Annotated in this window: 28 protein-coding genes; 10 read left to right on the top strand and 18 right to left on the bottom strand. The window is 67.2% G+C overall.

The window, feature by feature from the left end:
• Position 1: 1 nt before the first annotated feature.
• The 6 genes from WKW77_RS16430 to WKW77_RS16405 form a co-directional block, all read right to left on the bottom strand.
• Positions 2-1,261 (bottom strand): ABC transporter permease, encoded by a 1,260-nt coding sequence (locus WKW77_RS16430; protein ID WP_340357919.1) that lies wholly within the window; start codon positions 1,259-1,261, stop codon positions 2-4.
• A gap of 82 nt (positions 1,262-1,343) precedes the next feature.
• Positions 1,344-2,048, bottom strand: coding sequence for an ABC transporter ATP-binding protein (locus WKW77_RS16425; protein ID WP_340357918.1), 705 nt, complete (start codon positions 2,046-2,048; stop codon positions 1,344-1,346).
• Between the two features lie 7 nt (positions 2,049-2,055).
• Positions 2,056-2,601: a DUF2796 domain-containing protein gene (locus tag WKW77_RS16420; protein ID WP_340357917.1), complete on the bottom strand. Its 546-nt coding sequence runs from the start codon at positions 2,599-2,601 to the stop codon at positions 2,056-2,058.
• Positions 2,598-3,503, bottom strand: a complete 906-nt coding sequence (locus WKW77_RS16415; RefSeq protein ID WP_340357916.1) for a sulfurtransferase — start codon at positions 3,501-3,503, stop codon at positions 2,598-2,600. Before WKW77_RS16415 ends, WKW77_RS16420 begins: the two co-directional genes overlap by 4 nt.
• 10 nt (positions 3,504-3,513) lie before the next feature.
• On the bottom strand, positions 3,514-4,446 hold the full coding sequence (locus tag WKW77_RS16410) for a DMT family transporter (RefSeq protein WP_340357915.1): 933 nt from the start codon (positions 4,444-4,446) through the stop codon (positions 3,514-3,516).
• 133 nt (positions 4,447-4,579) lie between these two features.
• Entirely contained in the window at positions 4,580-5,710 is a 1,131-nt protein-coding gene (locus WKW77_RS16405; RefSeq protein WP_340357914.1) for an aromatic ring-hydroxylating oxygenase subunit alpha, read from the bottom strand.
• A gap of 191 nt (positions 5,711-5,901) precedes the next feature.
• On the opposite strand from WKW77_RS16405, the gene xseB reads away from it, so the two are divergent.
• From xseB to WKW77_RS16385, 4 genes are all read left to right on the top strand, one after another.
• The gene (gene xseB / locus WKW77_RS16400; protein ID WP_340357913.1) at positions 5,902-6,168 is read left to right on the top strand and encodes an exodeoxyribonuclease VII small subunit; all 267 of its coding nucleotides are present in this window, start codon (positions 5,902-5,904) and stop codon (positions 6,166-6,168) included.
• A complete protein-coding gene (locus WKW77_RS16395) occupies positions 6,165-7,085 on the top strand; it encodes a polyprenyl synthetase family protein (protein ID WP_340357912.1) in 921 nt (306 codons plus the stop codon). Before xseB ends, WKW77_RS16395 begins: the two co-directional genes overlap by 4 nt.
• A 15-nt stretch (positions 7,086-7,100) precedes the next feature.
• A complete protein-coding gene (gene dxs, locus WKW77_RS16390; protein WP_340357911.1) occupies positions 7,101-8,987 on the top strand; it encodes a 1-deoxy-D-xylulose-5-phosphate synthase in 1,887 nt (628 codons plus the stop codon).
• 87 nt (positions 8,988-9,074) lie between these two features.
• Complete coding sequence (locus WKW77_RS16385) at positions 9,075-10,154, top strand: TRAP transporter substrate-binding protein (RefSeq protein ID WP_340357910.1); 1,080 nt, start codon at positions 9,075-9,077, stop codon at positions 10,152-10,154.
• A gap of 84 nt (positions 10,155-10,238) precedes the next feature.
• On the opposite strand, the gene WKW77_RS16380 is transcribed toward WKW77_RS16385, so the two are convergent.
• The 8 genes from WKW77_RS16380 to WKW77_RS16345 form a co-directional block, all read right to left on the bottom strand.
• On the bottom strand, positions 10,239-10,718 hold the full coding sequence (locus tag WKW77_RS16380; protein WP_340357909.1) for a hypothetical protein: 480 nt from the start codon (positions 10,716-10,718) through the stop codon (positions 10,239-10,241).
• Positions 10,715-12,244: a TRAP transporter large permease gene (locus WKW77_RS16375; protein WP_340357908.1), complete on the bottom strand. Its 1,530-nt coding sequence runs from the start codon at positions 12,242-12,244 to the stop codon at positions 10,715-10,717. Before WKW77_RS16375 ends, WKW77_RS16380 begins: the two co-directional genes overlap by 4 nt.
• Before the next feature lie 61 nt (positions 12,245-12,305).
• Positions 12,306-12,845 carry a TRAP transporter small permease subunit gene (locus tag WKW77_RS16370; protein ID WP_340357907.1) on the bottom strand — a complete coding sequence of 180 codons (540 nt, stop codon included), beginning with the start codon at positions 12,843-12,845 and terminating at the stop codon, positions 12,306-12,308.
• A gap of 154 nt (positions 12,846-12,999) precedes the next feature.
• A complete protein-coding gene (locus WKW77_RS16365) occupies positions 13,000-13,722 on the bottom strand; it encodes an ABC transporter ATP-binding protein (protein WP_340357906.1) in 723 nt (240 codons plus the stop codon).
• Positions 13,719-14,525 (bottom strand): ABC transporter ATP-binding protein, encoded by an 807-nt coding sequence (locus WKW77_RS16360; RefSeq protein ID WP_340357905.1) that lies wholly within the window; start codon positions 14,523-14,525, stop codon positions 13,719-13,721. The genes WKW77_RS16365 and WKW77_RS16360 overlap by 4 nt, the downstream gene beginning before the upstream one ends.
• 71 nt (positions 14,526-14,596) lie before the next feature.
• Entirely contained in the window at positions 14,597-15,460 is an 864-nt protein-coding gene (locus tag WKW77_RS16355; RefSeq protein WP_340357904.1) for a branched-chain amino acid ABC transporter permease, read from the bottom strand.
• Positions 15,457-16,338: a branched-chain amino acid ABC transporter permease gene (locus WKW77_RS16350; RefSeq protein ID WP_340357903.1), complete on the bottom strand. Its 882-nt coding sequence runs from the start codon at positions 16,336-16,338 to the stop codon at positions 15,457-15,459. Before WKW77_RS16350 ends, WKW77_RS16355 begins: the two co-directional genes overlap by 4 nt.
• 148 nt (positions 16,339-16,486) lie before the next feature.
• Complete coding sequence (locus WKW77_RS16345) at positions 16,487-17,653, bottom strand: ABC transporter substrate-binding protein (protein WP_340357902.1); 1,167 nt, start codon at positions 17,651-17,653, stop codon at positions 16,487-16,489.
• 132 nt (positions 17,654-17,785) lie between these two features.
• Between WKW77_RS16345 and WKW77_RS16340 the strand changes: the two genes are divergently transcribed.
• Complete coding sequence (locus WKW77_RS16340; protein WP_340357901.1) at positions 17,786-19,075, top strand: SUMF1/EgtB/PvdO family nonheme iron enzyme; 1,290 nt, start codon at positions 17,786-17,788, stop codon at positions 19,073-19,075.
• 18 nt (positions 19,076-19,093) lie between these two features.
• Here the strand turns inward: WKW77_RS16340 and WKW77_RS16335 are convergent, their stop codons facing one another.
• Positions 19,094-20,194: a substrate-binding domain-containing protein gene (locus WKW77_RS16335; protein WP_340357900.1), complete on the bottom strand. Its 1,101-nt coding sequence runs from the start codon at positions 20,192-20,194 to the stop codon at positions 19,094-19,096.
• A 140-nt stretch (positions 20,195-20,334) separates the two neighbouring features.
• On the opposite strand from WKW77_RS16335, the gene WKW77_RS16330 reads away from it, so the two are divergent.
• The 3 genes from WKW77_RS16330 to WKW77_RS16320 are packed head-to-tail and all read left to right on the top strand — an operon-like array spanning position 20,335 to position 22,702.
• Positions 20,335-21,084, top strand: coding sequence for an ABC transporter permease (locus WKW77_RS16330; protein WP_340357899.1), 750 nt, complete (start codon positions 20,335-20,337; stop codon positions 21,082-21,084).
• The gene (locus WKW77_RS16325) at positions 21,078-21,788 is read left to right on the top strand and encodes an ABC transporter ATP-binding protein (RefSeq protein WP_422823213.1); all 711 of its coding nucleotides are present in this window, start codon (positions 21,078-21,080) and stop codon (positions 21,786-21,788) included. Before WKW77_RS16330 ends, WKW77_RS16325 begins: the two co-directional genes overlap by 7 nt.
• A complete protein-coding gene (locus tag WKW77_RS16320; protein WP_340357897.1) occupies positions 21,785-22,702 on the top strand; it encodes an ABC transporter substrate-binding protein in 918 nt (305 codons plus the stop codon). The genes WKW77_RS16325 and WKW77_RS16320 overlap by 4 nt, the downstream gene beginning before the upstream one ends.
• 4 nt (positions 22,703-22,706) lie before the next feature.
• On the opposite strand, the gene WKW77_RS16315 is transcribed toward WKW77_RS16320, so the two are convergent.
• The gene (locus WKW77_RS16315; protein WP_093163446.1) at positions 22,707-23,174 is read right to left on the bottom strand and encodes a winged helix-turn-helix transcriptional regulator; all 468 of its coding nucleotides are present in this window, start codon (positions 23,172-23,174) and stop codon (positions 22,707-22,709) included.
• A 129-nt stretch (positions 23,175-23,303) separates the two neighbouring features.
• Here WKW77_RS16315 and WKW77_RS16310 point away from each other — a divergent pair, with 129 nt between their 5' ends.
• Both WKW77_RS16310 and WKW77_RS16305 read left to right on the top strand, forming a co-directional pair.
• The gene (locus WKW77_RS16310; protein WP_340357896.1) at positions 23,304-24,608 is read left to right on the top strand and encodes a D-amino acid dehydrogenase; all 1,305 of its coding nucleotides are present in this window, start codon (positions 23,304-23,306) and stop codon (positions 24,606-24,608) included.
• A gap of 89 nt (positions 24,609-24,697) precedes the next feature.
• On the top strand, positions 24,698-25,075 hold the full coding sequence (locus tag WKW77_RS16305) for a nuclear transport factor 2 family protein (protein WP_340357895.1): 378 nt from the start codon (positions 24,698-24,700) through the stop codon (positions 25,073-25,075).
• Here WKW77_RS16305 and WKW77_RS16300 read toward each other — a convergent pair.
• Together WKW77_RS16300 and WKW77_RS16295 are read right to left on the bottom strand one after the other, a co-directional pair.
• Positions 25,072-25,398 carry a thioredoxin family protein gene (locus WKW77_RS16300; RefSeq protein WP_340357894.1) on the bottom strand — a complete coding sequence of 109 codons (327 nt, stop codon included), beginning with the start codon at positions 25,396-25,398 and terminating at the stop codon, positions 25,072-25,074. The genes WKW77_RS16305 and WKW77_RS16300 overlap by 4 nt on opposite strands.
• Before the next feature lie 65 nt (positions 25,399-25,463).
• Entirely contained in the window at positions 25,464-26,624 is a 1,161-nt protein-coding gene (locus tag WKW77_RS16295; RefSeq protein WP_340357893.1) for an ABC transporter substrate-binding protein, read from the bottom strand.
• Positions 26,625-26,746: the final 122 nt, after the last annotated feature.

Raw genomic sequence — 26,746 nt, 5'->3', positions numbered from 1 at the left:
TTCAGATCCTTGGGGAAAGTCCATCGGCCAGCGAAAGCCGGTAGGCACGGATGCCGGGCAGCAGGCTCGCGAGCCAGCCCGCGACGATCAGGCTTGCCAGCAGCAGCCATTCGTTCAGTGTAGGTTCGGACAGGTGCAGGGCCAATCCGAACCGGGATTGCAGCGAGGGCGACAGCACCGCGATGCCCACGGTCGCGAGCGCCACGCCGACCGCCACGCCGAGCAGCGTGACCAGAGCGCCTTCGAGTGCGAGCAGCGTGAGCACGTGGCGCAGATTCGCGCCGACCGCGCGCAGCACCGCGAGTTCGCGGCGGCGCTCGTTCAGCCCCGCCATCACCACCGAGACCAGCCCCGCAAGGCTCACCAGCGCAACGAGCGCGGACATGAGCAGCAGCGCGTTCTCGCCGACGCCGATCACGCTCCACAGTTCGTCGAGCGCCACGCCGGGGAGGATGGCCATGAGCGGCTCGCCGGAATAGGTCGACACCCAGCGCTGCACCGCGAACACCGCGGCACGGTTCTTGAGGCCGACCAGCGCGGCAGTCACGTTCTTCGGCGTGAGGTCGAACTTGCGCACCTGATCGGCCGGGATCTTGACGCCCGGCATCGGCGCTCCGCCGGCCCATTCGAGGTGGATGGCCTCCATCGCGCCGAGGCCGATGTGCACCGTGCGGTCGACCGGCGTGCCGGTGCGCGCGAGCACTCCCATCACCGTGAAGGGCTTGTCGGCATGCTCGGCGACCAGCTCGCCGCTGCCGTGCGCGAGCGTGATCTTCTGGCCGACCCGATAGCCGAGGCGGTCCGCGACCTCGGCGCCGATCACCGCGTCGAACAGTTCACCGAACGGCTTGCCATCGCGCATGCGCAACGGCTGGCGGTCGCCGTAGCGGAAGTGCTCGAAGTACTCCGGCGTGGTCGCGAGCACCGCGAAGCCGCGGTGCGAATCGCCGAGCGACATCGGCACCACCCAGCTCACGCCGGGATGCGCGGCAAGTGCCTGCACGCTCTTCCACTGGATGTTGTTGGTCGCGGAACCGATCCGGAACACCGAGTACAGCAGCAGCTGCGTGGAGCCGGTGCGCGCGCCGACGATCAGGTCGGTGCCCGACACCGAGGACGCGAAGTTCTCGCGCATCTCGGTGCGGATGCGCTCCACGCCGAGCAGCAGGAAGGTCGACAGCGCGATCGACAACACGGTCAGCGCGAGCGTGAAGCGGCGGTTCCATGCGCTGCGCCACGCAATGCCGAAAAGTGCGGTCATGCTGGCCCCCACGCTCGGCACTGCGTGTCCTCGCTGCCCCCCGGGGGGACGCGACCTTGCTTGGGGCGGCCCGGCGCGGCGGTCATGCGGGCTCCCCCGAGGCCGCACGATTGATCTCCGGCAGCAGGACGTGGCGCGCGAAGCGCTCGGCGATCCGCTGATCGTGGCTCACGAAAACCAGCGCGCTGCGGTTCGTCTTGCAGGCCGTGAGCAGCACGTCGAGAAAGGCTTCGCGGCGGTCTTCATCGAGCGCCGAGGTGGGTTCGTCGGCGATCACGACTTCGGGGTGGCCGATCAGCGCGCGCGCCGCTGCGACGCGCTGCTGCTGCCCGACGGACAACTGCAGGGCCTGCCGCCGCCACAGACTCGAATCCAGGCCCATCTGTGCAAGCAGGAGCTCGGCCTGCGCCTGCGCCGTGCCATCGCGCATCGCCTGGGCCATGCGACGTGCCGAGAAGCGACAAGGCAGCAGGACGTTGTCCAGTACGCTCAGGTAGGGCAGCAGGTTGAACTGCTGGAAGATGTAGCCGACATGTGCGACCCGAAGCCGGTCCCGGCGCGCACCCGAAAGCGCGGCCCAGTCGTGTCCGAGCAGCGTGGCGCGCCCCTGTTGGGCCACCAGCACGCCCGCCAGCAGCGACAGCAGCGTGCTCTTGCCGCAGCCGCTCGGGCCGTGCAGGAACACGGCTTCGCCCGCGGCGATGTCCAGCCGTTCGATGTCGATGCATGGCGCCTTCGCACCTGGCCATTGGAATCGGAGCGATTCAGCCGAAAGTACGGAGCTCACAGCCGGGTCACTTGCTCCATGCGAGCCGTTCGGCGGGCCGCTTCAGCGACCGCTTGAACTGGCCTTGCGGCGATGCGATCTGCGCTTCGATCTGGCGCGGACCCTTGAACGCGCCGAACAGGCCAATGTCGATGAACTTCGCCGCCGCCGCATTGGTGCAATTGAAGGCGAAGGTGCCGTCGAGATCGGCATGGCCTTCGGTCGATTCACCCTCGGCCTTGCCCAATCCGAGTGCGGGCGAACGCAGGGTGACGGGGCCGAGCTTGCAATTGGCGACCGGGTCGATGCGGAAGATCTGGTCCGCCGCGCGCAACTGTGCGATGACGGTGTCCGCGGTCTTCTTCTCGGCATCGGTGCGCGGCGCGCGCTCGAAGCCGGTGAAGTTGTCGAGCGGTGACTCCATCTCGATCACCACGGTGGGGCCTTCGACGACGACGTCGAGCTTGATCTGTCCATGCACATGCGCGTGTTGGGCTTGCGCGAGCGCGCCGAAAGGGATGGCGATGACTGTGGTCAGTGCGAGTGAAATGAGCGGCCGGCTCATCGATTTCATGGTTCTGCGCCTTGCCGGGTCGGCAGCCCCGGCGTGTTGCTCCATTCGCTCCAGCTGCCGGCATAGAGCGCGGTCGGACCCAATCCTGCGACCTGCATCGCGAGGAGGTTGGGCACCGCGCTCACGCCGCTGCCGCATTGGTGGACCACCGTGGACGGCTCCCGGCCCGCCAGCAACGATTCGAATTCGGCGCGCAATTGCGCGGCCGGCTTGAACTTCCCGTCGGGTCCGAGGTTCTCGGAAAAGGGCCGGTTCAGGGCCCCGGGGATGTGACCGGCGATCGGGTCCAGAGGTTCCACTTCGCCGCGATAGCGCTGCGGTGCGCGTGCGTCGATCAGCGTCTGGTCAGCCTGCGCGAGCCGCGCGGCCACCGTCTTCGTGTCGACGAGTCGCGTCAAGGGTTCGCCGGTGACGAAGTTCGACTGGAAGTGCGAGGGCTCCTCGCGGTCCGTGACGGCGCCGCCCGCGGCCTGCCAGGCTTGCAGGCCGCCGTCGAGCACCGCCACCGCCTCGTGGCCCATCCACTTGAGCATCCACCAGAGGCGGCCGCAGTAGTTCGCGCCGTTGCGGTCGTAGACCACCGCCTGCATGTCGTTCGCGAAGCCGACGCTGGAGAGCCAGGCGGCGAACTTCTCGCGGCTGGGCAAGGGGTGGCGGCCGCCCGAAGCAGGCGGGCCTTCTTCCTTCGCGACGACGACGCCGTGCGCGCCAGCCACGCCGTGCTTCGCGCTGAGTGCGGTGTCGAGGTGGGCATACACCGCACCCGGGATGTGCGCGGTCCGGTAGAGCTGCGCGCCGGCATCGGGCTTCATCAGGTCGAAGGTGCAGTCGAACACCATCAACCGGGCCTCGTTGGCCTTCAGGCCCTGGAGCTGCTCGACGGAAATCAGGGTGGTGTACATGTGATGTCCTTCAATGTTCCTCGGCGGGCGCCTTCGGCAACGAGCGTTGCCGCAGCACCGTCGCCGCAATGCCGCTCGCCACGATCAGCGCCATGCCGAGCCATCCGGTCGCGTCGATGCGGTCACCGAACAGCAGCACGCTGTACATCGCGGCGAACACGATCCCCGAGTACTGGAGATTCGCGACCAAGAGCGTACCGCTTTCGGTCTTGGCGGTGGCGTAGGCGCGCGTCATGCAAAGCTGGCCGAGCGCGGCCAGCAGGCCGACCGGCAGCAGCCAGGCAGCATGGCCCCACGTCCAGGCATCGAAAGGCGTCGAAGGGCCGACCAGCGTGCCGAGCCCGCCCGCAACGGCCGAACCCACGGCGAAGTAGAAGACCGTGCGCGATTCCGGTTCGCCGATGCGCGACAGCGCGACCACCTGCATGTAGGCGAAGGCGGCCGTCAGCCCCGACAGCAGTCCCAGCATGCCTGCGAAGCCCTGGCTGCCTTCCACCGTCGGCTTGAGCATCAGGACCACGCCGCCGAAGCCCACGAGCACGGTGAGCACGAGAGGCCCTTGCAATGGCGGTCGCTGCGTGCGCCCGTCGCGGCCGGGCACGGGCACCCACGCCAGCAGCGCGCCGCCGACGAGAAAGGCCGCGATCCACACGCTGCTCATGTAGTTGAGCGTCATCGCGGTGGCGAGCGGCATGTGCGCGATCGCATAGAACCACGCGCCGAGCGACACCACGCCGATCAGGCTGCGCCATGCGTGCATGCCGGGATAGCGCGTGGCGAGCGTCACGCCGCGCTGCCGCGCAAGGATCCACAGGAAGACGATGCCGATCAGGCCGCGGTAGAAGACCAGTTCAGCAGAGGAAAACCAAGCGGATGCGAATTTCACGCACACGCCCATGGTGGCGAAGATCAGCGCCCCAAGCACCATCCACAGTGCTTGCATCAGTGACTCACCCCCGGCGGCGCGAAGCGCCCGCCCGTTCGCGGGCAGCCGCGGAACCGGCTTGGCCGGGCCGCGGGCTGCGCCCCCGGCAGGGGGTGGAGAGCGACACGAAGTGCGCGAGCCTGGGGGCGAGTCAAAATTGCCGCCGATACCACTCATGGAACTGCTGCATGCCGTCTTCCATCGGGCTCTGGTAAGGGCCGCTTTCGTCGTCGCCGCGCAGCATCAGCGCGCGGCGGCCGGCGTCCATGCGTTCGGCGATCTCGTCGTCCTCGACGCAGGTTTCCATGTAGGCAGCCTGCTGCGCCTCGACGAACTCGCGCTCGAAGGCGACGATTTCCTCGGGGTAGAAGAACTCGACCATGTTGAGCGTCTTCTGCGGTCCGATCGGGTGCAGCGTGGACACCGTGAGCACGTGCGGATACCACTCGACCATGACGTTCGGGTAGTAGGTGAGCCAGATCGCGCCGTACTTCGGCGGCTTGCCTTCGCGGTACTTCAGCAACTGTTCCTGCCAGCGCTGGTACACCGGGCTGCCGGCGCGGCCGAGGCGGTTGGCCACGCCGACCGTCTGTACGGAATGGTGCCTGCCGAATTCCCAGCGCAGGTCGTCGCAGGTCACGAAGCTGCCGAGGCCGGGATGGAAGGGGCCGACGTGGTAGTCCTCGAGGTAGACCTCGATGAAGGTCTTCCAGTTGTAGTTGCACTCGTGCAGTTCGACACGATCGAGCGCATAGCCCTCGAAATCGAGGTCGGCGCGCGCGCCGAGGTTCGCGAGGTCGGTGGCCACGTCACGGCTGCCGGGTTGGACGCTCTTCTCGAAGAGCAGCCCGTTCCATTCGGTCAGCGGGTAGTTGTGCAGGTTGAGGCAGGGGTCCTGCTCGAAATGGGGCGCGCCGATCAGCGTGCCGGTCGTGCGCGGGTCCGCGGCCGCGTAGGTCCAGCGGTGCAGGGGGCAGATGATGTTGCCGCCGCTCGTCGGATCGATTTCGCCGCGTCCTTGGAGGATCAGCGCCTGCCGGTGGCGGCATACGTTGGAAATCAGCTCCACGCCCTTGGGCGTGTGGACCAGCGCGCGGCCCTGGTGCTCCTGCGGCAGCGTATGGAAGCTGCCCGGCTCGGGGACCGCCAGCCGATGGCCGACATAGCGCGGACCGGCGGCGAAGAGGGTTTGCATCTCGCGGGCGTAGAGCGCCTCGTCGAAATACGCAGAAACCGGAAGTTGGCTCGAAGCCTGCTGCAGTTGAAGACTTAAATCAGACATGGGTGACCTGACCAAGCTCCCCACAGGGAGAAAGAGGAACGGATGGCTGCCTTGAAAGCGTGCGGTGTCGCGCGGCGGCCCCAAAAGAAAATGGGTCAGCATCAGCCGGCCCGGAGAACCGCGGATTGTACCCGTCGGGATGCGATCGGGTCCCCCGCCCTAAAATGTAGGGTTTCACCCACGATCGCCGCATGCCCAAGGTGCCTTCTTCCTCCCAGCCGGCCGAATCCGCCGCGCCCGATACCGGCGCGCTGCCGGCCACCTATGAAGCCGGCTTGCAGGAGCTCGAACAACTCGTGAACGAACTCGAATCAGGCCAGTTGCCGCTCGATCAGCTTCTTGGCAGCTACCAGCGCGGCGCGGCGCTTCTGGCGTTCTGCCGCGACAAGCTGCAAGCGGTCGAAGACCAGATCAAGCTGCTCGACGCAGGCAGCCTCAAGGTCTGGACGGCCGAATGACGACGGCCTGCGAAACCTTGCGGTGGGATGCCGTTCGTCTGTCCGCATGGAGCGAACCGCTGCTGGCGCGCGTCGAATCCGCTTTGTCCGAATGGGTCGGCGTGGATGCGCCGGTGCTCCTGGGCGACGCGATGCGCTATGCGGTCCTCGACGGCGGCAAGCGTTTGCGTCCGCTGCTCGTCCTGGCCGCGAGCGAGGCGGTCGGCGGCCACGCAGAAGCGGCGTTGCGCGCCGCGTGCGCGGTCGAGCTGATCCACGCCTATTCCCTGGTGCACGACGACCTGCCGTGCATGGACAACGACGTGCTTCGCCGCGGCAAGCCCACGGTGCACGTCAAGTTCGGTGAAGCCGATGCGCTGCTGGCCGGCGATGCCCTTCAAGCGCTCGCGTTCGAGTTGCTCACGCCGGATGGCACCAGCATTTCGCCGGCGGTGCAGGCGATGCTGTGCCGCCTGCTGGCGCGCGCCGCCGGCAGCCAGGGCATGGCGGGCGGCCAGGCGATTGACCTCGCCAGTGTCGGCGTCGCGCTGACCGAAGCCGAGCTGCGCAACATGCACCGCCTCAAGACCGGCGCGCTGCTGCAAGGCAGCGTCGAGATGGGCGCGGCCTGCGGCAATGCGCTTTCGCCGCAAACGCTCGTCGCATTGCGCGACTACGGCGCGGCCATCGGATTGGCTTTCCAGGTGGTCGACGACATCCTCGATGTCATCGCCGATTCCGAAACGCTCGGCAAGACGGCGGGCAAGGACGCTGCGAGCGACAAGCCCACCTACGTTTCACTCCTCGGCCTCGACGGCGCGCGTGCCGAGGCGCGCCAGTTGCTGGCCCAGGCCCTCGAAGCGCTGGATCGCAGCGCGCTGGCCGACACGGGCGCGCTGCGCGCGCTCGCCCACATGGTCGTCGATCGCGATCGATAACGACAAGAACTGCACATGGCTCCGCTGCTCCCCACCATCCACGACCCCTCCCAGCTGCGGCAAATGGACCGCGCTCAACTCAAGCAACTCGCCGACGAGGTGCGCACCTGCGTGCTCGACAACGTCTCGCGCACCGGCGGCCATCTCAGCTCGAACCTGGGCACCGTGGAGCTCACGGTCGCGCTGCACCACGTCTTCAACACGCCGCACGACCGATTGGTGTGGGATGTGGGCCACCAGACCTATCCGCACAAGATCCTCACCGGCCGCCGCGACCGCATGCCGACGCTGCGCCAGCTCGGCGGCATCTCCGGCTTTCCGCAGCGCACCGAAAGCGAATACGACACCTTCGGCACCGCGCATTCGTCGACCAGCATCTCGGCCGCGCTCGGCATGGCGCTGGCGGCTCGGCAGAAGGGCGAGGACCGCCATTCGGTCGCGATCATCGGCGACGGCGCGCTCACGGCCGGCATGGCCTTCGAGGCGCTGAACAACGCGGGCGTGTGCGACGACTGCAAGTTGCTGGTGATCCTGAACGACAACGACATGTCGATCAGCCCGCCGGTGGGTGCGCTCAACCGCTACCTCGCGCAGCTCATGAGCGGCAACTTCTACGCCGCCGCGAAGAACGTCGGCAAGAGCGTGCTGCGCGCCGCGCCGCCCCTCTTCGAACTCGCGAAGCGCCTGGAGCAGCATGCCAAGGGCATGGTCGTGCCGGCCACGCTGTTCGAGCAGTTCGGCTTCAACTACGTCGGTCCGATCGACGGGCACGACATCGATTCGCTGGTGCCGACGCTCGAGAACCTCAAGCATCTGCGCGGCCCGCAGTTCCTGCACGTGGTCACGAAGAAGGGCCAGGGCTACAAGCTCGCGGAGGCCGATCCGGTGGCCTATCACGGGCCTTCGAAGTTCGATCCGGCGGTCGGGCTCGTCAAGCCCGCGACCGCGCCCAAGCAGACATTCACGCAGATCTTCGGCACCTGGCTGTGCGACATGGCCGCCAAGGACGCCCGCCTCGTCGGCATCACGCCGGCGATGCGCGAGGGCTCGGGCCTCGTCGAGTTCGAGAAGCGCTTCCCCGAGCGCTACTACGACGTCGGCATCGCGGAGCAGCATTCGGTCACCTTCGCGGCCGGACTCGCGTGCGAAGGCCTCAAGCCGGTGGTCGCGATCTATTCGACCTTCCTGCAGCGCGCGTACGACCAGCTCATTCACGACGTCGCGATCCAGAACCTGCCGGTGGTGTTCGCGCTCGATCGCGCGGGCCTCGTCGGTGCCGACGGTGCGACGCATGCGGGCGCCTACGACATCTCGTTCCTGCGCTGCGTTCCCAACATGAGCGTGGCCTGCCCGGCCGATGAAGCCGAGTGCCGTCAACTGCTCACCACGGCCTACGAGCAGAGCCATCCGGTGGCGGTGCGTTATCCGCGCGGTTCGGGCGCGGGCGTCGCGCCGCCGCAGTCGCTCGATGGCCTGCCGTTCGGCAAGGGCGAGATCCGCCGCGAAGGCCGCAAGATCGCGATCCTCGCCTTCGGCACCTTGCTCTATCCGGCATTGAAGGCCGCGGAGTCGCTGGACGCCACCGTGGTCAACATGCGCTGGGCGAAACCGCTCGACGTCGAACTGCTGCTCAAGATCGCCGGCTCGCACGAGGCACTGGTCACGGTGGAAGAGGGCGCGATCATGGGCGGCGCCGGCAGCGCGGTCCTCGAAGCCCTGCAGGCCGCGGGCCTGCAAAAGCCGGTCCTGCAACTCGGACTGCCCGACCGCTTCATCGAACACGGCGATCCGGCGAAGCTGCTCTCCGGCATCGGCCTGGACGCAGAAGGCATCGAGCGCTCCATCGCGCAGCGCTTCGACAGCGTGGTTTCCGCAGGGAAAACCCGCCCCGGCGTTGTGTAAGCATTTTTTACAATGGTCGCTGACCAGTCTGGTCAGCGACGCGGCCACAAGCCGCGTTCTCGTTTTTCAAGCCCCGGAGACCAATCAATGGATCGTCGTTCCCTCATCAAAAACGCCGGCATCGCCGGCGTTCTCGCCGCGGGCATCGCGCCTGCGGTTCATGCGCAGGCTGCCGTGCGCTGGCGTCTCGCGTCGAGCTTCCCGAAGTCCCTCGACACCATCTATGGCACGGCCGAGACGTTCTCGAAGAGCGTGAGCGACATGACGGGCGGCAAGTTCCAGATATCGGTGCATGCAGGCGGCGAACTGATGCCCGCCTTCGGCGTGGTCGACGGCGTGCAGAACGCGTCGGTCGAGATGGCGCACACGGCGCCGTACTACTTCTACGGCAAGGACCCGACCTTCTGCCTCGGCTGCGCGGTGCCCTTCGGCATGAACACCCGCCAGATGAACGCATGGATGTACGAAGGCAACGGCCTGAAGCTCATGCGCGACTTCTACGCCAAGTACAACATCTACAACCTGCCGGGCGGCAACACCGGCGCGCAGATGGGCGGCTGGTTCCGCAAGGAGATCAAGTCGGTCGCCGACCTGAAGGGCCTGAAGTTCCGCACCAACCCGTTCGCCGGCCGCGTGCTCGAACCCTTCGGCGTGATCCCGCAGTCGATCCCCGGCGCGGACCTGTACCCCGCGCTCGAAAAGGGCACGTTGGACGCACTGGAGTGGGTCGGCCCTTACGACGACCAGAAGCTCGGCTTCAACAAGGTCGCGCAGTACTACTACTACCCCGGCTGGTGGGAAGGTGGTCCGCAACTGGACTTCTACATCAACACCAAGGCGTGGGAAGGCCTGTCGGCCGAGTACAAGGCGATCGTTTCGGCGGCTGCCGCGCAGGCCAATGTCGGCATGACCGCGAAGTACGACGCGCGCAACCCCGTCGCGCTGAAGCAGCTCGTGGGCTCGGGCACCAAGCTGCGCCCGTTCTCGAAGGACGTGATGGACGCGGCTTTCAAGTCGGCCCAGCAGATCTACGCCGACCTGAACAACACCAACCCCGAGTGGAAGAAGGTGTACGGCGACTACGCCAAGTTCCTGGCCGACCAGAACGCCTGGTTCCGCTTCACGGAAGGCACCTTCGACCGCTTCATGCAGGCGCAGAAGCTGTAATCGGTCCGGCCGCAAGTTGCACCGGATCAAGAGGCCCTGCCGGCGACGGCAGGGCCTTTTTCGTGGAGGTCGCCGAGCGAGCGATCAGTTCTTGAAGCTTCGCGCAGCAACGCGTTGCGCGAACTCGGTCAGCAAACGCGCATCGGCCGAATGGAACCACCCGACCGCGCCATTGCGCCGGCGCACGAGAAGACGCGGCGCGATCACGCTTTGTAGCCATCGCCAATGGACGAGCTTGAGCTGCGCCACCTCTGATGCGCGCACGCGCTTCGTCCAGAGCCAGGTCTGCGTGAGTTCGTCGCCGTCGAGGCGTGTGCGGCTGTTGACGATCCAATAGCCAATCCAGCCGATGCACAGCGCGGCCAAGGTGAACAGCGCGATGCTGCCGGGGGTCCACGATTCGCCGCTGAGCGCGGGCAGGCTCCAGAGGCCGAACGCGATCAGGTCGATCACGAAGACGACCGCGAGGATTCGCACGAAGCGCGGATAGGCCGGGCTTTCGAGCGAGGCCGGCGCGTCGTCCGGGGTGGTAGGAGGAGGGGTCTCGGCCCCGTCGTCGCTCACTGCTTGGAGTCGCTGCCCGGTGCCGGGGCTTCGGGCGTTGCGGGCGCTTCGGGCTCGGACTTCTGGCTGAACGGGTCTTCCATGTTCACGCCGCTGTCGGGCTCGTTCTGTTCGGCGGGCATCTCCAGCTGGACCTTGTCCACGTCGACCACCACCTGCTTGTCGAGGAACACCGTGACAGTCTGCGGGAAGAAGATCACGATGCCGACGAGCAGCAGTTGCAGGCCCACCCACGGCACCGCACCCAGGTAGATGTCGCGCGATTCGATCTTGCGCGGCAGCGCCCCGTTCTTGAACAGCGTGTCGGCGATGCCGCGCAGGTAGAAGAGGGCGAAGCCGAAAGGCGGGTGCATGAACGAGGTCTGCATGTTCACGCACAGCAGCACGCCGAACCACACCATGTCGATGCCCAGCTTGGCCGCGACGGGCCCGAGCATCGGCAGGATGATGAAGGCGATCTCGAAGAAGTCGAGGAAGAACGCCAGGAAGAACACGAAGATGTTGACCGCGATGAGGAAGCCGATCTGGCCGCCCGGCAGGCCCGAGAGCATGTGCTCGATCCACTTCGCGCCGTCGACGCCCTGGAACACCAGCGAGAACATCCGCGAGCCGATCAGGATGAAGACCACCATCGCCGTGAGGCGCATGGTGCCGTCCATGGCTTCCTTGAGCATCTGCCAGTTCAGGCGGCGGTGGATCGCGGCGAGGATCAGCGAACCGACTGCGCCCATCGCGCCGGCCTCGGTCGGCGTGGCGATCGCGTGGTCCATGAAGGGCAGGCCGCCCATCGAGCCGAGCACCGCGAAGATCAGGATGGCCGAGGGGATGATGCCGCGCAGGCACTTGCCCCACAGTGCCCAGCCCGACAGCGTGCGCGCCGATGCGGGCACGCCCGGCACGTAGTCGGGACGGATGCGGCCGACGAGGAAGGTGTAGATCGCGAAGATCAGCACCTGCAGGATCGACGGACCCCACGCGCCCTTGTACATCTGGCCGACGTCGGTGCCAAGCTGGTCGGCCATCACGATCAGCACCAGCGACGGCGGCACGAGTTGCGTGATGGTGCCCGAGGCCGCCAGCACGCCGGTCGAATAGCGCATGTTGTAGCCGTAGCGCATCATGATCGGCAGCGAGATCATCGCCATCGCGATCACCTGCCCGGCCACCGTGCCGGTGATCGCGCCGAGGATGAAGCCCACGATGATCACCGAGTAGCCGAGGCCGCCGCGCACCGGACCGAAGAGCTGGCCCATCGAGTCGAGCATGTCCTCGGCGAGCCCGCACTTCTCGAGCACCGCACCCATCAGCGTGAAGAAGGGGATGGCGAGCAGCGTCTCGTTCGACAGGATGCCGAAGACGTTCAGCGGCAGGTTGGCCATGAAGCCGGCCGGGAACCAGCCCATCTCGATGGCGTAGAAGCCGCTGAAGAGGCCGAGTGCGGCCAGCGAGAACGCGACCGGGAACCCGATCAGCATGATGACGACCAGCCCCGCGAACATGATCGGGGCGAAGTTTTCCATTTGCATTCTTTTTATCCTGCGATGCGCCAGCGGCGAGCTGGGCGCGGGTGGCTCTGGCGTTCGGTGCTCACTGCACCGGTTTCTCGTAGTGCGTATCCATCTCGATCAGGCCGCGCAGGTAGGCGATGCGCTTGATGATTTCCGCCACGCCCTGCAGGAACATCGCGCCGAAACCCAGCGGCATCATCAGCGCGGCGGGCCAGCGGATCAGGCCGCCGATGTTTCCGGACATCTCGCCGGTGCGCAGCATGTTGAGGAAGAAGGGGAAGGTCAGCCAGAACAGCAGGCCCATCACCGGCAGCAGGAAGAAAAGCAGCCCGAAGAGATCGACGTAGACCGGGCCGTTGCGCTTGAGCCGACCGTAGAGGATGTCCACGCGCACGTGCTCGTTGAGCTTCAGCACGATCGGCGCGCCGAGCATCACGGTCGCGGCGAACAGATACCACTGGATCTCGAGCCAGGCGTTGTTGCTGAGATCGAGGCCGTAGCGGATCACCGCGTTGCACGCGGAGATGACCGAGGCGGCGAGCACCGCCCAGGCGGCTACCTTGCCGAGCTGGGCGCTGACCCAGTCCACGGCGCGTGTGAATTTGAGGAAGGCTGACAACTTTGTCTCCGGACGCGGGGTCTCTGGTTTCGCGCCGGCGTGGGCGCAAAACCTTCAATAGTAACGCTCTGTTGCTAATTGTCCGGGGTCCGGGCAGGCCGCCGCCTTGAGGACTTCCCCAATGCAGGCGCGCGCCCGGAACCAGCCACGCGCCTCAGCCGCCGAGGTACGCGTCCTGGACCTTCGGGTTTCCGAGCAGTTCGTGCCCGCTGCCGGACAACACGATTCTTCCGGTCTCGATCACGTAAGCGCTGTCGGCGATCTTGAGCGCCTGCCGCACGTTCTGTTCGACCAGAAAGATCGTCAGCCCTGCCTTGTTGATCTCGCGCAGCGTGCGGAAGATGTCTTGCACGATGATCGGTGCGAGGCCCATCGACGGTTCGTCCAGCAGCAGCACGCGCGGCTTTGCCATCAGCGCGCGGCCGATCGCCAGCATCTGCTGCTCGCCGCCCGAGAGGTTGCCGGCGAGGCCGTCGGCCCGCTCCTTCAGGCGCGGGAACAGGGTGTAGATGCGTTCGAGGTCCTCCGCGCGCTGGGCGCGGCCGTCGCGGCGCGTGTAGGCGCCAAGTTCGAGGTTCTCGCGCACCGTCAGCGTCGTCAGCGTGGCGCGGCCTTCGGCGACCTGCACCATGCCCGAGGCGACGATGCGGTGCGGCGACAGGGCGGTGAGGTCCTGGCCGTCGAGCACCACGCGCCCCGCCGCCTTGGCCACCAGGCCCGACAGCGCGAGCAGCGTGGTCGACTTGCCGGCGCCGTTGGCGCCCACCAGCGTGGTGATGCGGCCTTCGTGGAGTTCGAAATCGATGCCCTTGACCGCCTCGATGTGGCCGTAGGCGACGCGCAGTCCTTCGACTTTCAGCAGAGGCCCGGTGCTCATGGCGCCACTCCCTCGTTCGTCGCTTCGTCTTCCTCGCGGCCGAGGTAGGCCTCGATCACCTGCGGATCGTTGCGGATCTGGTCGGGGTTGCCGCGCGCGATGATGCGGCCGAAGTTCAGCACCGCGATGTGCTCGCACAAGCCCATTACGAAGCGCATGTCGTGTTCGATCATGAAGATGGTGTAGCCACGGCCCGCGATATTGCGGATCTCGTGCATCAGTTCGGTCTTCTCGGTGCTGTTCATGCCTGCGACCGGTTCGTCGAGCAGCAGCAGCTTCGGGTCGGTGGCGAGGGCCCGCGCGAGTTCGAGCTTGCGCTGGTCGCCGTACGAGAGGTTGTCGGCCACGTCGTCGGCCTTGTGATCGAGGCGGACCCACGAGAGCAGCTCGCGCGCGCGATCGCGCGCCCGCTTCTCCTCGCCGCGGAAGAGGCCCGTGCCCGCGAGCAGCCCTAATGCGCCATAGCGCAGCTTGGCATGCATGCCGACCATCACGTTCTCCAGCAGCGACATCTCCTTGAAGATGCGGATGTTCTGGAAGGTGCGTGCGATGCCGGCGCGCGTGATCTGGTGGGGCTTGAGGCCTGCGAGGTCGCGGCCCTCGAAGCGGATCGAGCCGCCGGTGGTCGGCAGCAGGCCCGTCGTCAAATTGAAGACCGTCGTCTTGCCCGCGCCGTTGGGGCCGATGAGGCCGAAGACGCCGCCCTTCGGCACTTCGAGGTTCACCTCTTGCAGCACCTTGAGGCCGCCGAAATGGCGCGAGACGCCGTCGAGCTGAAGAAGCGGCGCGGCTGTTGCCCCCACGCTCGGCATTTCATGTCCTCGCTGCCCACCGAGGGGGCGAGAGCTTGCTTGGGAGCGGCCCGGCGCGGCGCTCATGCCATCGCTCCCTTGCGTCCGAACCATTGGCGGAAACGCGCCGGGTCCCAGATGCCCTTCGGCAGGAACAGCACGATCAGCACCAGGATCACGCCGTTGACCACGAGCCGGAAGTCGCCGAACGCGCGCAGCGCCTCGGGCAGCACCGTGAGGATCACGCCGCCGAGCACCGGGCCGGTCAGGCCGTTGATGCCGCCGAGCACGGTCATCGTCAGGATGTCCACGCCGCGGTCGAAGCCGTATTCGTTCGGGCCGATGAAGAAGGTCAGGTGCGCATTGAGCACGCCCGCGAGCCCCGCGATCGCGGCGCCGAGCACGAAGGCCAGCATCTTGTGCGCGCCGACGTCGATGCCCATCAGGCCGGCGGCGGTCTCGTCTTCCTTGATGGCCTCGAAGGCGCGACCCACCTTGGAGCGGCGCAGGCGCCACAGCGCGAACAGCACCAGCACCACGGCGAGCAGCACGTGCCACCACTGCGTGGCCTGCGGAATGCCGTTGAGCCCCAGCGCGCCACCCGTGAGCGATTCGGCGTTGAGCACCACGATGCGCACCACCTCGCCGAAGGCGAGCGTCGCCATCGCGAGGTACACGCCGGACAGCCGCAGCGTCGGCTTGCCGATCACGAAGGCCGTCAGCGCCGGCGCCGCCATGCCCGCCGCGATCGCGACCGGGAAGGGGGCGCCGTAGTTCATCGACAGGATGGCCGAGGTGTACGCGCCGATGCCCATGAAGGCGGCGTTCGCCATCGCGAGCATGCCGCACGACAGCGTGAGCCAGATCGACAGCGCCAGCAGCGCGTTGGTGCCCAGCGTGAGCACCAGGTTGCTGTAGACCGACCAGAAATTCTCGAGAAGGCTCATACCTTGCGCTCCTGCACCGTGCCGAAGAGCCCCTTGGGCCGCACCAGCAGCACGAGGAACAGCAGGCCGAACGCTACCGCGTCGCGCATGGTCGAACCGATGTAGGCCACCGACAGCACTTCCGCAAAGCCGAGGAACAGGCCGCCCAGCATCGCGCCGCGAATGTCGCCCATGCCGCCGAGGATGATCACCGCGATGCCCTTGTGCAGCATCGGCTGGCCCATGAGCGGGAACACCGCGTTGGAATAGAGCCCGATCAGCACGCCCGCGAGCCCGCCGAGCGCGGCGGCCGCGAACGAGGTCAGGTAGAACAGGCCCTCGACATTGATGCCCAGCAGGTAGGCCGCCTTCGGCGATTCGGCAATGGCGCGCAGCGCACGGCCCAGTTGCGTGCGCTTGAGCGCCAGCATGAGCACCGCCATCAGCACGAACGACAGCAGGATGATCCCCAACTCCAGCGCCGTGAGATGAATGCCCGCGAGATTCAGCGACTCGCTCGACACCGCGTCGGCCGGGAAGCGCACGTTCTGCGCGCCGAACAGGCCCTGCACGCCGTTGTTGAGGATGATCGCCACGCCGATGGTCGCGATCATCGGAATCAGGTGCGGTGCATTGCGCGCGCGCAGCGGCTTGAGCACCAGGAAATCGATCAGCAGCCCCAGCAGGCCGCAGGACACGAAGGCGAACAGCAGTCCGATCCACAGCGGCAGATCGAAGTGCGCCATGACCTGCACGGCCGCATAAGCGCCCACCATGAAGACCGCGCCGTGCGAAAGATTGATGACGCCGAGCACACCGAAGATCAATGTGAAGCCCAGCGCGAAGAGGGCATAGACGCACCCGAGAGAGAGCGCGTTGACCAGTTGCTGTTCAAGCATCGTGGTTCCATTCAAAAAGACACGAGGCGGGGCCGGCAAGCCGGCTCCCGCCGTTCGAGAAACACCGCGGAACCGGCTTGGCCGGGCCGCTGGTGTTGCCCCCAGCAGGGGGGTGCCCGAGCTACACGCAGTGAGCGAGGCTGGGGGGTTACTTGGTTATGACGAACTCGGAACCCTTCGTCACGCTGACGATGGGCAACTGCTGGGCGTCGTAGCCGGCCGGCTTGCCGCTCTTGTCGTTGGCGCGGCGGAACTGGAACGCGCCGGTGGCGCCGGTGTGCTTCACCGACGGCAGCGCCTCGCGCACGGCGGCACGGTCGGCCGCGAGGTCGCCGCTCACCTTGACGGTCTTGAGCGCCTGGGCCGCGATGTACATCGCGTCATAGGCCTGCGCCGCGAACTGGTCGGGCGCCATCTTGAACTTCTCGGTGTAGGCCTTGATGAACTTGGTGTTCTCGGGCGTCGCGTTGCTGGACGACCAGGGGCTGCCCACGTAGAGGTTGTCGGACTGGCCCTTGGCGAGTTCGAAGATCTTGACCGAGTTCATGCCGTTGCCGCCGATGATCGGCACGTTCAGGCCGAGTTGGCGGGCCTGCACCATGATCGGCGCGCCTTCGGCGAGCAGCGCCGACAGCACGATCGCGTCCGCGCCGCTGGCCTTGATCTTGGTGAGCTGGGCCTTGAAGTCCACGTCGCCCTTGGCGAAGGTCTCGGTGGTGGTCACCGGGATCTTCAGGTCGTCGAGCGCCTTCTTGAAGTTGTCGTAGCCGCTCTTGGTGAAGACGTCGTCGTTGCCGTAGAGCACCGCCACCTTCTTGATGCCGGCGTTCTTGACCGCGGTTTTGATCGTCTCGGGCAGCACGTCGGCTTCGGTCACCGAGTTGCGGAAGATGTGGTCGCCGATCGAGGTGATGCCGTCGGCGGTGTTGGACGTGCCGAAGGCCACCGTCTTGGCGGCCTGGGCGATCGGGTCGGCGGCCTGCGCGGAGTTGGACAGCGTCGGGCCGAAGACCATCAGCACCTTGTCCTGGAAGATCAGCTTCTTGAAGACGTTGATCGCCTCTTCCTTCTTGCCCTGCTCGTCGGCGATGACCAGTTCGATCTTGTTGCCGTTGATGCCGCCCGCGGCATTGATCTCGCCAACGGCCAGCTCGAAGCCGTTGCGGATGGCGGTGCCGTACTGCGCGGCGCCACCCGACAGGGCCTCGGCCACGCCGATCTTCAGGTCGGCCGCCTGTGCGGCCGGACCGAACGCGGTGAACGCCGCGAACGCCGCGATGGCGAGCAGCGAGTTCTTGAGAGGGAAGCGTCTCATGATGGAGAGTTCTTTCTGGTGAGGGGGAGGAGAGGGCGCGTATTTTACGAGTGGGGTGGCGAAGCTGCCGGCGCGCTGTCCCCTGGCAAACCGAGGTTGACGCCGACGGTGCGTGGGTCCTCATAATTCCCGATGCCTTCGAGCCCGTCGTCTTCGACGCCCTTCAGCACCTCCGGCGCGCCGCAGGCGATCGATTCGCCGGACATGCGCCGCGCGGGCCGCGACTTGCTGTCCCTGGCGCTGATCGATGCGCGCAACCACACGCTGCATCTGCTGTCGCTGTACGAGCAGGCACTCGGCTCCGCGACGCTCGCGATGCCGCGCGTCGAAGGCGTCGATCCGCCGGTCTGGCTGGCCGGGCAGATCGGCTGGTTCTCCGAATGGTGGATCGCGCGCAATACGCAGCGCGCGTTCGGCGCCGAGTGCCCGGTGCGCCCCACGCGGCTCGCGGCGATCGAGCCGAACGCGGATGCGTGGTGGAATTCCTCGCAGGCTCCGCCAGCCGACCGCTGGTCGCCGGACATGCCCGATCTCGCGCAGACCAAGGCCTACCTGCTCGAAACGCTGGAAATCACGCTGGAACTGCTCGAACACGCTGCCGAGACGGATTCGGGGCTCTATTTCTACCGTCTCGCGCTGTTCCACGAAGACATGTGCGGCGAGCAGCTCGTCGTGATGGCGCAGACGCTCGGCCTGCGGCTGGGCATCGAACTGCCGCCGGCCGCGGTCAGCCGACAGCCGCTGCTGATGCCGGCGACGGCGTGGGAGCTCGGCATGGCCGGGCCGGGTTTCGCGTTCGCGCAGGAAGGCGGCGCGGAGCGCGTCGAGGTGCCCGAGTTCGAGATCGATGCGCAGCCGGTCACCTGGAGCCAGTTCGTCGAGTTCGTCGACGACGGCGGCTATGACCGGCCCGAGCTGTGGCGCCCCGAAGGGCAGGCGTGGCTCGCCGCCCAGATCGAAGGCCGGCGCGGCCCGCGCCACGTCGAGCAGATCGGCTCGACGCGCGAGGGCGGCGGCTCGGTGCTTCAGCAGCGCTTCGGCCGGACGGTGCGCGCCGCGGACAACCAGAGCGTGGTGCATGTGAGCTGGTGGGAGGCCGATGCCTGGGCGCGATGGGCCGGCCGCCGGCTGGCGACGGAGGTCGAATGGGAGATCGCTGCGCACACCGCGATGAACCGCGGCTTCCGTTGGGCGGATGTGCACGAATGGACCGCCGGCACGCTTCGGCCGTGGACGGGCTTCCGTGCCGATCCGTGGAGCGACGGATCGGCCTTCGATCCGCAGGCGGCATTCGGGCGAGCACGTGTGCTGCGCGGCGCATCGTTCGCGACCCGTGCGCGGCTGCGTTCGCCGAAGCGCCGCGGTTTTGCGATGCCGGATCGCGACGACGGCTTCTTCGGCTTCAGGACCTGCACGCTCTGAGTGTTGCCGGGTGCGATCTCAGCCCGACTTCTTCGGTTTGAAGTTCCACCAAGGGAGCAGTCTGCTCAGCGACTGCACGTTGCCGCTGCCCGCATTCTCGTAGCCCGGCAGGGTGCTCAGCTGGTGCTGCCAGGCCTTGCCGCGCAGCACCGTCAGCAGGGCCTGGATCGCCGGCTGGTCGAGCGCTGCCTTGAGACAGGCGAGGTGGTAGCGCTCGTGCACCAGCGGGACGAAGCCCAGGCCCATCGCGCGCGCGGCCGATTCGATGCCCAGACCCGCGTCGGCCTGGCCCGAGGCGATCGCGTGTGCGACCGCGGTGTGCGAAGGCTCGTGGTGCGCGTAACCGGTGATGGCGTGGGCATCGAGCCCTTCGCGCTCCAGCAGCTCATCGAACAGAACGCGCGTGCCGGTGCCGAGCGGGCGGTTGACGTATCGCACCTTCCGTCCGGCCATGTCCTGCAGGCTTCGGAGTCCCAGCGGATTGCCGGCCGCGACGATCAGGCCTTGCGTGCGCCGCGCAAAGCCGACCAGCTTGTGCAGGCCGGGCTTGAGCAGCGGCTTGTAGGTGCGCTGCGCGAGCGATCCGTTCGGCAGATCTTCCAGCGTATGGAAGCCCGCCATCACGCAGCGGCCCTGGTTGAGCGCGCCGATCGCATCGACGCTGCCGGTGAAGCGGATGTCGAGCTGCAGGCGCGCGGCGGCCGCCGCGTGGCCACGAAGGAGGACCAACGCGTCGTCGTGGCTCGCGTGCAGGCTCAGCACGTGCGTGCTGTCGTCGAAGGCGAGCGCGAAGGCGCGTTCGAGATCGGCGTGCAGCGCCTCGATCTGGGGCGCGAGCCGCGCCTGCGCCTGTCGCTCGGCCCACAACAGCTTGTCGCCGAACTCCGAGAGCTGTGCCGAGCGGCCCTGCTCGCCGGCGACCAGTGCATGACCGAGCAGGTCTTCCCAGCGACGCAGCTCGCCCCACACATGGCGGTACGAAAAGCCCAGCGACCGCGCCGCCGCCGAGATCGAGCCGCGCTCCCGCACCGCATGCAGCAGTTCCATGAGCGGGTTGCGGATCAGCGCGCGACCGCTTCGGCGGGGCGCGATGGCGTAGGAGAGTTCGATCTGGTGCACGGGAAGTCGGCGGCAGCCGGGAGCCGGGAGCCGGGAGCCGGGAGGATTATGCAAATGCAATCCCCAACTTATGAAAGTGATTGCATAAGTCACGGTCGCAAATTGCTACACACTGCCCCGCGTTTCGATTGCACCCACGAATGAGCACTTTCACAGACAGCGTCGTCGCCGCGGGCGGACTTCTTGTTTCGGGCGATCCGGTGTTGCTGGCGATCGTCGGCCGATCCCTGGCGGTCAGCGCGTCGGCGTGCGTGCTCGCCTGCGGGCTGGGCCTGGTGCTGGGCGCGTGGATCGCGGTCACGCGCTTTGCGGGACGTGCGCTCTTGCTCACCGTGCTCAACACGCTGCTCGCACTGCCTTCCGTGGTGGTCGGGCTGGTGATCTACCTGCTGCTCTCGCGCTCCGGGCCGCTGGGCTTTCTGGGCTGGCTGTTCAGCTTCAAGGCGATGGTGCTGGCGCAGACGATCCTCGTCCTGCCGGTCGTCACCGCGCTGACGCGGCAGACCATCGAGGATGCCGATCGCGCGCACGGCGAGCAGTTGCGATCGCTCGGCGCCGGTTCGTTCGCGCGTGCGCTGCTGCTCGTCGCGGACGAGCGCTATGCGCTGGTCACGGTCGTGATCGCCGCCTTCGGCCGCGCGGTGTCGGAAGTCGGCGCGGTGATGATCGTCGGCGGCAACATCGACGGCTTCACACGCGTGATGACCACCGCCATCGCGCTCGAAACCAGCAAGGGCGACCTGCCGCTGGCGCTCGCGCTGGGCTTCGTGCTCCTGGGCGTGGTGCTGGTGCTCAACCTCGCGATCGCGGCGCTTCGGAGCTGGCGCGAGCGTGTCGACGGCGGGGCGGCCGATCCCGCGATCTCCCGTCATCTGGAGCTGAGATCGTGAGCCGGTTCGCGAGCGCCGAGCCGCTTTTCAGCCTGCACGACATCGACGTGCATTTCGGGCGCGTGCAGGCCTTGTCCGGCACGACGCTGTCGATCAATGCGGGCGAGCGCGTCGCGCTCATCGGCGCCAACGGCAGCGGCAAGAGCACCTTGCTGCGCGTGCTGCACGGGCTGGTGCCGCATTCGCGGGGCGCCTTCGTCAGCCGTGCATCGCGTCGCCGCCAGGCGATGCTGTTCCAGCGGCCGCACATGCTGCGCGCGAGCGTGCGCAACAACGTGGCGCTGGCGTTGTGGCTGCATGGTGCGCCCTGGGCCAACGCAAAGCGGGAGGCGACCGTGGCGCTCGCGCGCGTGGGCCTCGCGGAGCTGGCGGACCGCAACGCCCGCACGCTCTCGGGTGGACAGCAGCAGCGGATGGCGCTGGCGCGTGCATGGGTGCTGCAGCCGGACGTGCTGCTGCTGGACGAACCCACCGCCAGCCTCGACCCGACCGCCAAGCGCGACGTCGAGGCGCTCATCGCCGATGCGGCGCAAGGCCGCACGCTGGTGTTCGCGAGCCACAACCTGGGGCAGGTCAAGCGGCTCGCGAGCCGCGTGATCTATCTCGAGCACGGCCGGCTGCTCGCCGACCTGCCCGTCCACGATTTCTTCAACGGGCCCTTGCCCCGCGAAGCGCGTCTGTTCGTCAAAGGAGAATCGGTATGACGCTCACCCCCATGCGCCTTCGGCGCTCCCCCTCTCCGGGGGCCGTCCCGGCGGCCCGGCAAAGCCGGTTCCGCGGGATTCCCCGGCTTGGCCGCGTCGTTCTGCATGCGTTGATCGGCTCGGGTGCGATCGTTCTGTCGGTGGCTGCGCATGCCGAGACCATCACCATGGCTTCGACCACCTCGACCGAGCAGTCCGGCCTCTTCGGCCATCTGCTGCCGGCGTTCAAGCAGGCCACGAGCATCGACGTCAAGGTGGTTGCGGTCGGCACCGGGCAGGCGATCGACATGGCCAAGCGCGGCGATGCCGACGTGCTCTTCGTGCACGACACCGCAGCGGAGGAGAAGTTCGTCGCCGAAGGCTTCGCGGCCAGGCGCTTCCCGGTCATGTACAACGACTTCGTCCTGATCGGGCCGAAGGATGATCCGGCTGCAACGAAGGGCAGCGACATCGTCGCCGCGCTCCGGAAGATCGCCGCCGTCAACGCGCCTTTCGTCTCGCGCGGCGACAAGAGCGGCACCGACGCCGCCGAGCGGCGCCTGTGGACGCAGACCGGCCTCGCCGAAGCCGGCCAGCCGGTGCCGGGCGAGAAGAAGGGCACGGGCTACAAGGAATGCGGCTGCGGCATGGGGCCTGCGCTCAACATCGCGGCTTCGACCGGAGCGTATGTGCTGGCCGACCGCGGCACCTGGCTGAGCTTCAAGAACCGCGCCGATCTCGCGGTGCTGGTGGAAGGCGACAAGCGCCTGTTCAACCAGTACGGCGTGATGGTCGTGAGCCCGACCAGGTTTCCGCAGCTCAACAGCGACGGCGCTCGGAAGTTCGTCGACTGGGTGACCTCGCCGGCGGGGCAGTCGACCATTGCCTCCTACAAGATCGGCGGGGAACAGCTCTTCTTCCCGAACGCGCGCTGAAGCGCTACCGGTCCACGGGGAGGTAAAGGCTTTCCTTGACCTCTTCCATCACCACATAGCTGCGCGATTCAGCGGTGACCGGCAGCTTCTTGAGCAGGTCGCCCAGCAGGTTGCGGTAGTCGCTCATCGCGCGCAGCCGGGCCTTGATGAGGTAGTCGAAGCCGCCGGAGACGAGGTGGCATTCCATGACCTCGGGCACGTGCATCAGCTCCTTGCGCACCTTGTCGAACACATCGCCCGACTTGGACGAGAGCGTGACTTCGACGAACACCAGCAGCGTCTTGCCGAGGGCCTGCGGATCGACGCGCGCGTAGTAGCCGGTGATGACGCCCTCGCGCTCCATGCGGCGAACCCGCTCGGAGCAGGGCGAGGTCGACAGGCCGATCTGCTCGGCCAGATCGGTCATCGAGATGCGCCCCTGGCGCTGGAGGATGTCGAGGATTTTCCGGTCCGTCCGGTCGAGATCGGTCATTTCACTCCTTTGGGCCTGAATGCGGCGAAAAATCGGCAAAAACAACTGTCAACCGTACCGATTTCAGCGAAGTTTATGGCGACCGGAAGAATACGCTTAGCGCAATTCCTGCATTGAATGGGTTTTGCGATGAAAGTGATTGTTCTGGGTGGCGGCGTCATCGGTGTCACGACCGCGTATTACCTCGCCAAGGCCGGCGCCGAAGTGACCGTGCTCGACCGCCAGAGCGGCCCCGCGCAGGAAACGAGCTTCGCCAATGCCGGGCAAGTGTCGCCCGGCTACTCCACCCCTTGGGCCGCGCCGGGCATTCCCTTCAAGGCGCTCAAGTGGATGTTCCAGAAGCACGCACCGCTGTCGATCCGTCCGGACGGCACGCTGTTCCAGCTGCGCTGGATGGCGGCGATGCTCAAGAACTGCTCGCCCGAGCGCTATGCAGTCAACAAGGAACGCATGATGCGCGTGGCCGAATACAGCCGCGACTGCCTGCGGGCCCTGCGCGCCGAGACCGGCGTGCACTACGAACACCGCACGCAGGGCACGCTGCAGCTCTTTCGCACGCAGGCGCAGCTGGATGCAGTGCAGCGCGATGTGGCGGTGCTCGAAGAATGCGGCGTGCCGTATGAATTGCTCGATCGCGATCGGCTTGCTACGGTCGAACCGGCGCTCGCGCGCACCGGCGACCTGTTGGCCGGCGGTTTGCGCCTGCCGAACGACGAAACCGGCGATTGCAACCTGTTCACCAAGGGGCTGGCCGATGTCGCTCGCGGGCTGGGCGTGGACTTCCGCTTCGATCGATCGGTCGAGCGTCTCGTCACCGAGGGCGGGCGCATCACCGGCGTGCGTCTGGCGGATGGAGAGGTGCTCACCGCCGACCGCTTCGTGCTCGCGTTCGGCAGCTACTCACGCGACTTCATCGCGCCGCTCGGGCTCGACCTTCCGGTGTACCCGGTCAAGGGCTATTCGCTGACGGTGCCGCTCGTCGATCCTGCGCTGGCGCCGCAATCCACCGTGCTCGACGAAACCTACAAGGTCGCGGTCACGCGCTTCGACGACCGCATCCGCGTCGGCGGCATGGCCGAGCTCGGCGGATTCGACCTGCGCCTCAATCCGCGTCGCCGCGAGACGCTGGAGCGTGTCGTGACCGATCTCTTCCCCGGTGGCGACCTGCCGCGCGCCACATTCTGGACCGGCCTGCGTCCGATGACGCCCGACAGCACGCCGATCATCGGCGCGACGCCATATGCCAACCTGTTCCTCAACACCGGCCACGGCACGCTGGGCTGGACCATGGCCTGCGGTTCCGGCAAGGTGGTCGCCGACCAGGTGATGGGTCGGCGTCCGGATATCCGCACCGACGGCCTCTCCGTGGACCGCTACCTCGCGCCGGCTTCCGGCGGACGCCGCATCGTGCGCCCGGCAGGCGTGCCGGCATAACCTCCCACGTCATCGACCGGCGGCGACCCCGCGGCGACCATTCCTCCACCCCGCGCTGTTGCGGGTGTTGAACACCGAAAGGACTCGCCATGAACACCGCCATCCCCGACGCCACGCAGCTCGCCGAGCAGTACATCGCCGTCTGGAACGAGACGGACGAAGACCGCCGGCTGAAGCTGCTCGAAACGCACTGGACCGACGACGCGCGCTACGTCGATCCGATCGCGCAGGCGAGCGGCCGCACGCAGATCAACGCGCTCGTTGGCGGGGTGCACCGGCGCTACCCGGGGTTTCGCTTCGCGCTCAAGGGCCGCGTGGACGGACACGGCGACCAGATGCGCTTCTCGTGGACGCTCGGCCCGAGCGGCGCGGAGGATCTGATCGAGGGCACGGACTTCGTGCAGCTCGAAGCAGGTCGGCTGCAATGCGTGACCGGCTTCCTGGACAAGGTGCCGGCCAGCGCCTAATGCTTCGCGGCGGCTGCCTGTTCGAGCTCGCGGCGGATGTCCGCGGCGCTGCCGGGCCGCACGACGCGGCCGACTTCCAAGCCATCGCGCATGAAGACCAGGGTCGGCCATAGCTTGATGCCGAAGGATCGTCCCAGCGGCCTCCCGCTGGCGTCCTCGACCTTGAGATGCCGCAGGTGCTGCGCGTCGCGCAGCGCCTCGTTGATCGCCGGCTGCGCCGCCTTGCAGATGCCGCACCAGTTGGCGCCGAATTCGACCACCGTGAGACCGGGCATCGCGTCGACCTCGGCGCGGGAAGGTTGTTCGGTTGCGTATGAACTCATCGCCCGATTCTGCTTGAGCGCCCCGAAGCGCGCTCGTCCGACGCCGGCGGCCCGCGGCGTGGGAGTTAGCTGACCAGCCTGCCGTTGGTGCTGATCACCGCGACATCGACGAACTGGCTGCCTTCCCGGTTGGTCCTGCCGAAGTTGATCTTCACGCCGCCGAGGTCGTAGGCCTCGATGCGCTCCAGGCCGGCGAGCACCGCGGCGCGCGTCGGCGCCGGGCCGGCGCGGCGCAGGCCTTCGGCCAGCACGGCGGCATCCATGTAGCCCTCCAGGCTCGGCAGCGAAAACTCCTTGGTGCCGTTGGCGATCATGTCGGCCTGGTAGCGCCGCACGATCTCGAACTTGGTCGCGAACGGCGAGGGCACCACCATCGCGAAACCGAGGCCGTGCGCGAGGTCGCCCATCGCGCTGAGCGAGCCGGCCGTGATCGAGAGGCCGTAGCAACTGCTCTTGCCGCCCGCCGCGCGCAACGCCTTGACGAAGGCCGGCGCGGTGCCGGCAAGGCCGATGATGACGATCTGCGGACTGGCTTCCGCGATCTGCTTCGCTGCGGGCCCAACCTCCATGCTGGTGGTGCCCGGCGTGCTCGCGACCACTGCGGGTTCGAGCTTGGCCTTGGCCAGCGCCGCCTTGTAGCCCGCCAGCAGCGACTGGCCGAGCGGGTCGTTCGAATACACGATGCCGATGCGCGACTGGCCGAGCACCGCGGCGGTGGCGATGAGCTTGTCGATTTCCTGGTCGTAGTTCGCGCGCACCCAGAAGGTGTTCGGATTCGCCTTCTTGCGCAGCGACACGGTGCCGGTGTTCGGCCCCACCACCGCCATGCCCGGAACTGCATCGCTGACTTCCGCCGTCTGGCGTGTGCCGAGCGGGTGCAGGATGGCCAGCATCGCGCTGTCCGCCGCGAAGGAGAGGGCGTTCGCCTTGGCGATGTCGGGCTTGAACTGGTCGTCGGCCATCACCAGCTCGACCTTCGTGCCGTTGATGCCGCCCGCGCGATTGAGGGCGTTGAAATAGGCGCTCGAACCGAGGAACAGGCCGGTTCCGTTGGCCTTCTCGACGCTGCTGTTGTCGAAGGTGGCGCCGATCCGCAGGGTCCTGGCCTGGGCGAAGACTGGCAATCCGAGGCCGGCAACGGCGGCGGCGCCCGCCAGCCGGCCGATGACTTGGCGACGCGTGGGCTTCGGCAACGGGTCGAAGGTGCGGGCCTTGGAATCACTCATGGTCGACGTCCCCAGGGGCATGCCGACAGAAAGGCACGCAGAAGTTTTAACAACTTCTAACAATAGCAACAAAGTGTAAGTAAGTCCATTGGGGCGAGTTCCCGGGCGGTCTGCCATTTCGT

Source organism: Variovorax ureilyticus (genome assembly GCF_037889935.1).
Taxonomy (GTDB): Bacteria; Pseudomonadota; Gammaproteobacteria; order Burkholderiales; family Burkholderiaceae_C; genus Variovorax; species Variovorax ureilyticus.
The sequence above is the reverse complement of the archived record's forward strand: the minus strand, read 5'-3'. Positions and strand labels throughout refer to the sequence as shown.

Excerpts from the sequence above, each read along its gene's own strand:
- WKW77_RS16430 (WP_340357919.1), bottom strand. The coding sequence starts at position 1,261 with ATGACCGCACTTTTCGGCATTGCGTGGCGCAGCGCATGGAACCGCCGC.
- WKW77_RS16420 (WP_340357917.1), bottom strand. The coding sequence starts at position 2,601 with ATGAAATCGATGAGCCGGCCGCTCATTTCACTCGCACTGACCACAGTC.
- WKW77_RS16415 (WP_340357916.1), bottom strand. The coding sequence starts at position 3,503 with ATGTACACCACCCTGATTTCCGTCGAGCAGCTCCAGGGCCTGAAGGCC.
- WKW77_RS16410 (WP_340357915.1), bottom strand. The coding sequence starts at position 4,446 with ATGCAAGCACTGTGGATGGTGCTTGGGGCGCTGATCTTCGCCACCATG.
- WKW77_RS16405 (WP_340357914.1), bottom strand. The coding sequence starts at position 5,710 with ATGTCTGATTTAAGTCTTCAACTGCAGCAGGCTTCGAGCCAACTTCCG.
- xseB (WP_340357913.1), top strand. The coding sequence starts at position 5,902 with ATGCCCAAGGTGCCTTCTTCCTCCCAGCCGGCCGAATCCGCCGCGCCC.
- WKW77_RS16395 (WP_340357912.1), top strand. The coding sequence starts at position 6,165 with ATGACGACGGCCTGCGAAACCTTGCGGTGGGATGCCGTTCGTCTGTCC.
- dxs (WP_340357911.1), top strand. The coding sequence starts at position 7,101 with ATGGCTCCGCTGCTCCCCACCATCCACGACCCCTCCCAGCTGCGGCAA.
- WKW77_RS16385 (WP_340357910.1), top strand. The coding sequence starts at position 9,075 with ATGGATCGTCGTTCCCTCATCAAAAACGCCGGCATCGCCGGCGTTCTC.
- WKW77_RS16375 (WP_340357908.1), bottom strand. The coding sequence starts at position 12,244 with ATGCAAATGGAAAACTTCGCCCCGATCATGTTCGCGGGGCTGGTCGTC.
- WKW77_RS16365 (WP_340357906.1), bottom strand. The coding sequence starts at position 13,722 with ATGAGCACCGGGCCTCTGCTGAAAGTCGAAGGACTGCGCGTCGCCTAC.
- WKW77_RS16355 (WP_340357904.1), bottom strand. The coding sequence starts at position 15,460 with ATGAGCCTTCTCGAGAATTTCTGGTCGGTCTACAGCAACCTGGTGCTC.
- WKW77_RS16350 (WP_340357903.1), bottom strand. The coding sequence starts at position 16,338 with ATGCTTGAACAGCAACTGGTCAACGCGCTCTCTCTCGGGTGCGTCTAT.
- WKW77_RS16345 (WP_340357902.1), bottom strand. The coding sequence starts at position 17,653 with ATGAGACGCTTCCCTCTCAAGAACTCGCTGCTCGCCATCGCGGCGTTC.
- WKW77_RS16340 (WP_340357901.1), top strand. The coding sequence starts at position 17,786 with ATGCCTTCGAGCCCGTCGTCTTCGACGCCCTTCAGCACCTCCGGCGCG.
- WKW77_RS16330 (WP_340357899.1), top strand. The coding sequence starts at position 20,335 with ATGAGCACTTTCACAGACAGCGTCGTCGCCGCGGGCGGACTTCTTGTT.
- WKW77_RS16320 (WP_340357897.1), top strand. The coding sequence starts at position 21,785 with ATGACGCTCACCCCCATGCGCCTTCGGCGCTCCCCCTCTCCGGGGGCC.
- WKW77_RS16315 (WP_093163446.1), bottom strand. The coding sequence starts at position 23,174 with ATGACCGATCTCGACCGGACGGACCGGAAAATCCTCGACATCCTCCAG.
- WKW77_RS16310 (WP_340357896.1), top strand. The coding sequence starts at position 23,304 with ATGAAAGTGATTGTTCTGGGTGGCGGCGTCATCGGTGTCACGACCGCG.
- WKW77_RS16305 (WP_340357895.1), top strand. The coding sequence starts at position 24,698 with ATGAACACCGCCATCCCCGACGCCACGCAGCTCGCCGAGCAGTACATC.
- WKW77_RS16300 (WP_340357894.1), bottom strand. The coding sequence starts at position 25,398 with ATGAGTTCATACGCAACCGAACAACCTTCCCGCGCCGAGGTCGACGCG.
- WKW77_RS16295 (WP_340357893.1), bottom strand. The coding sequence starts at position 26,624 with ATGAGTGATTCCAAGGCCCGCACCTTCGACCCGTTGCCGAAGCCCACG.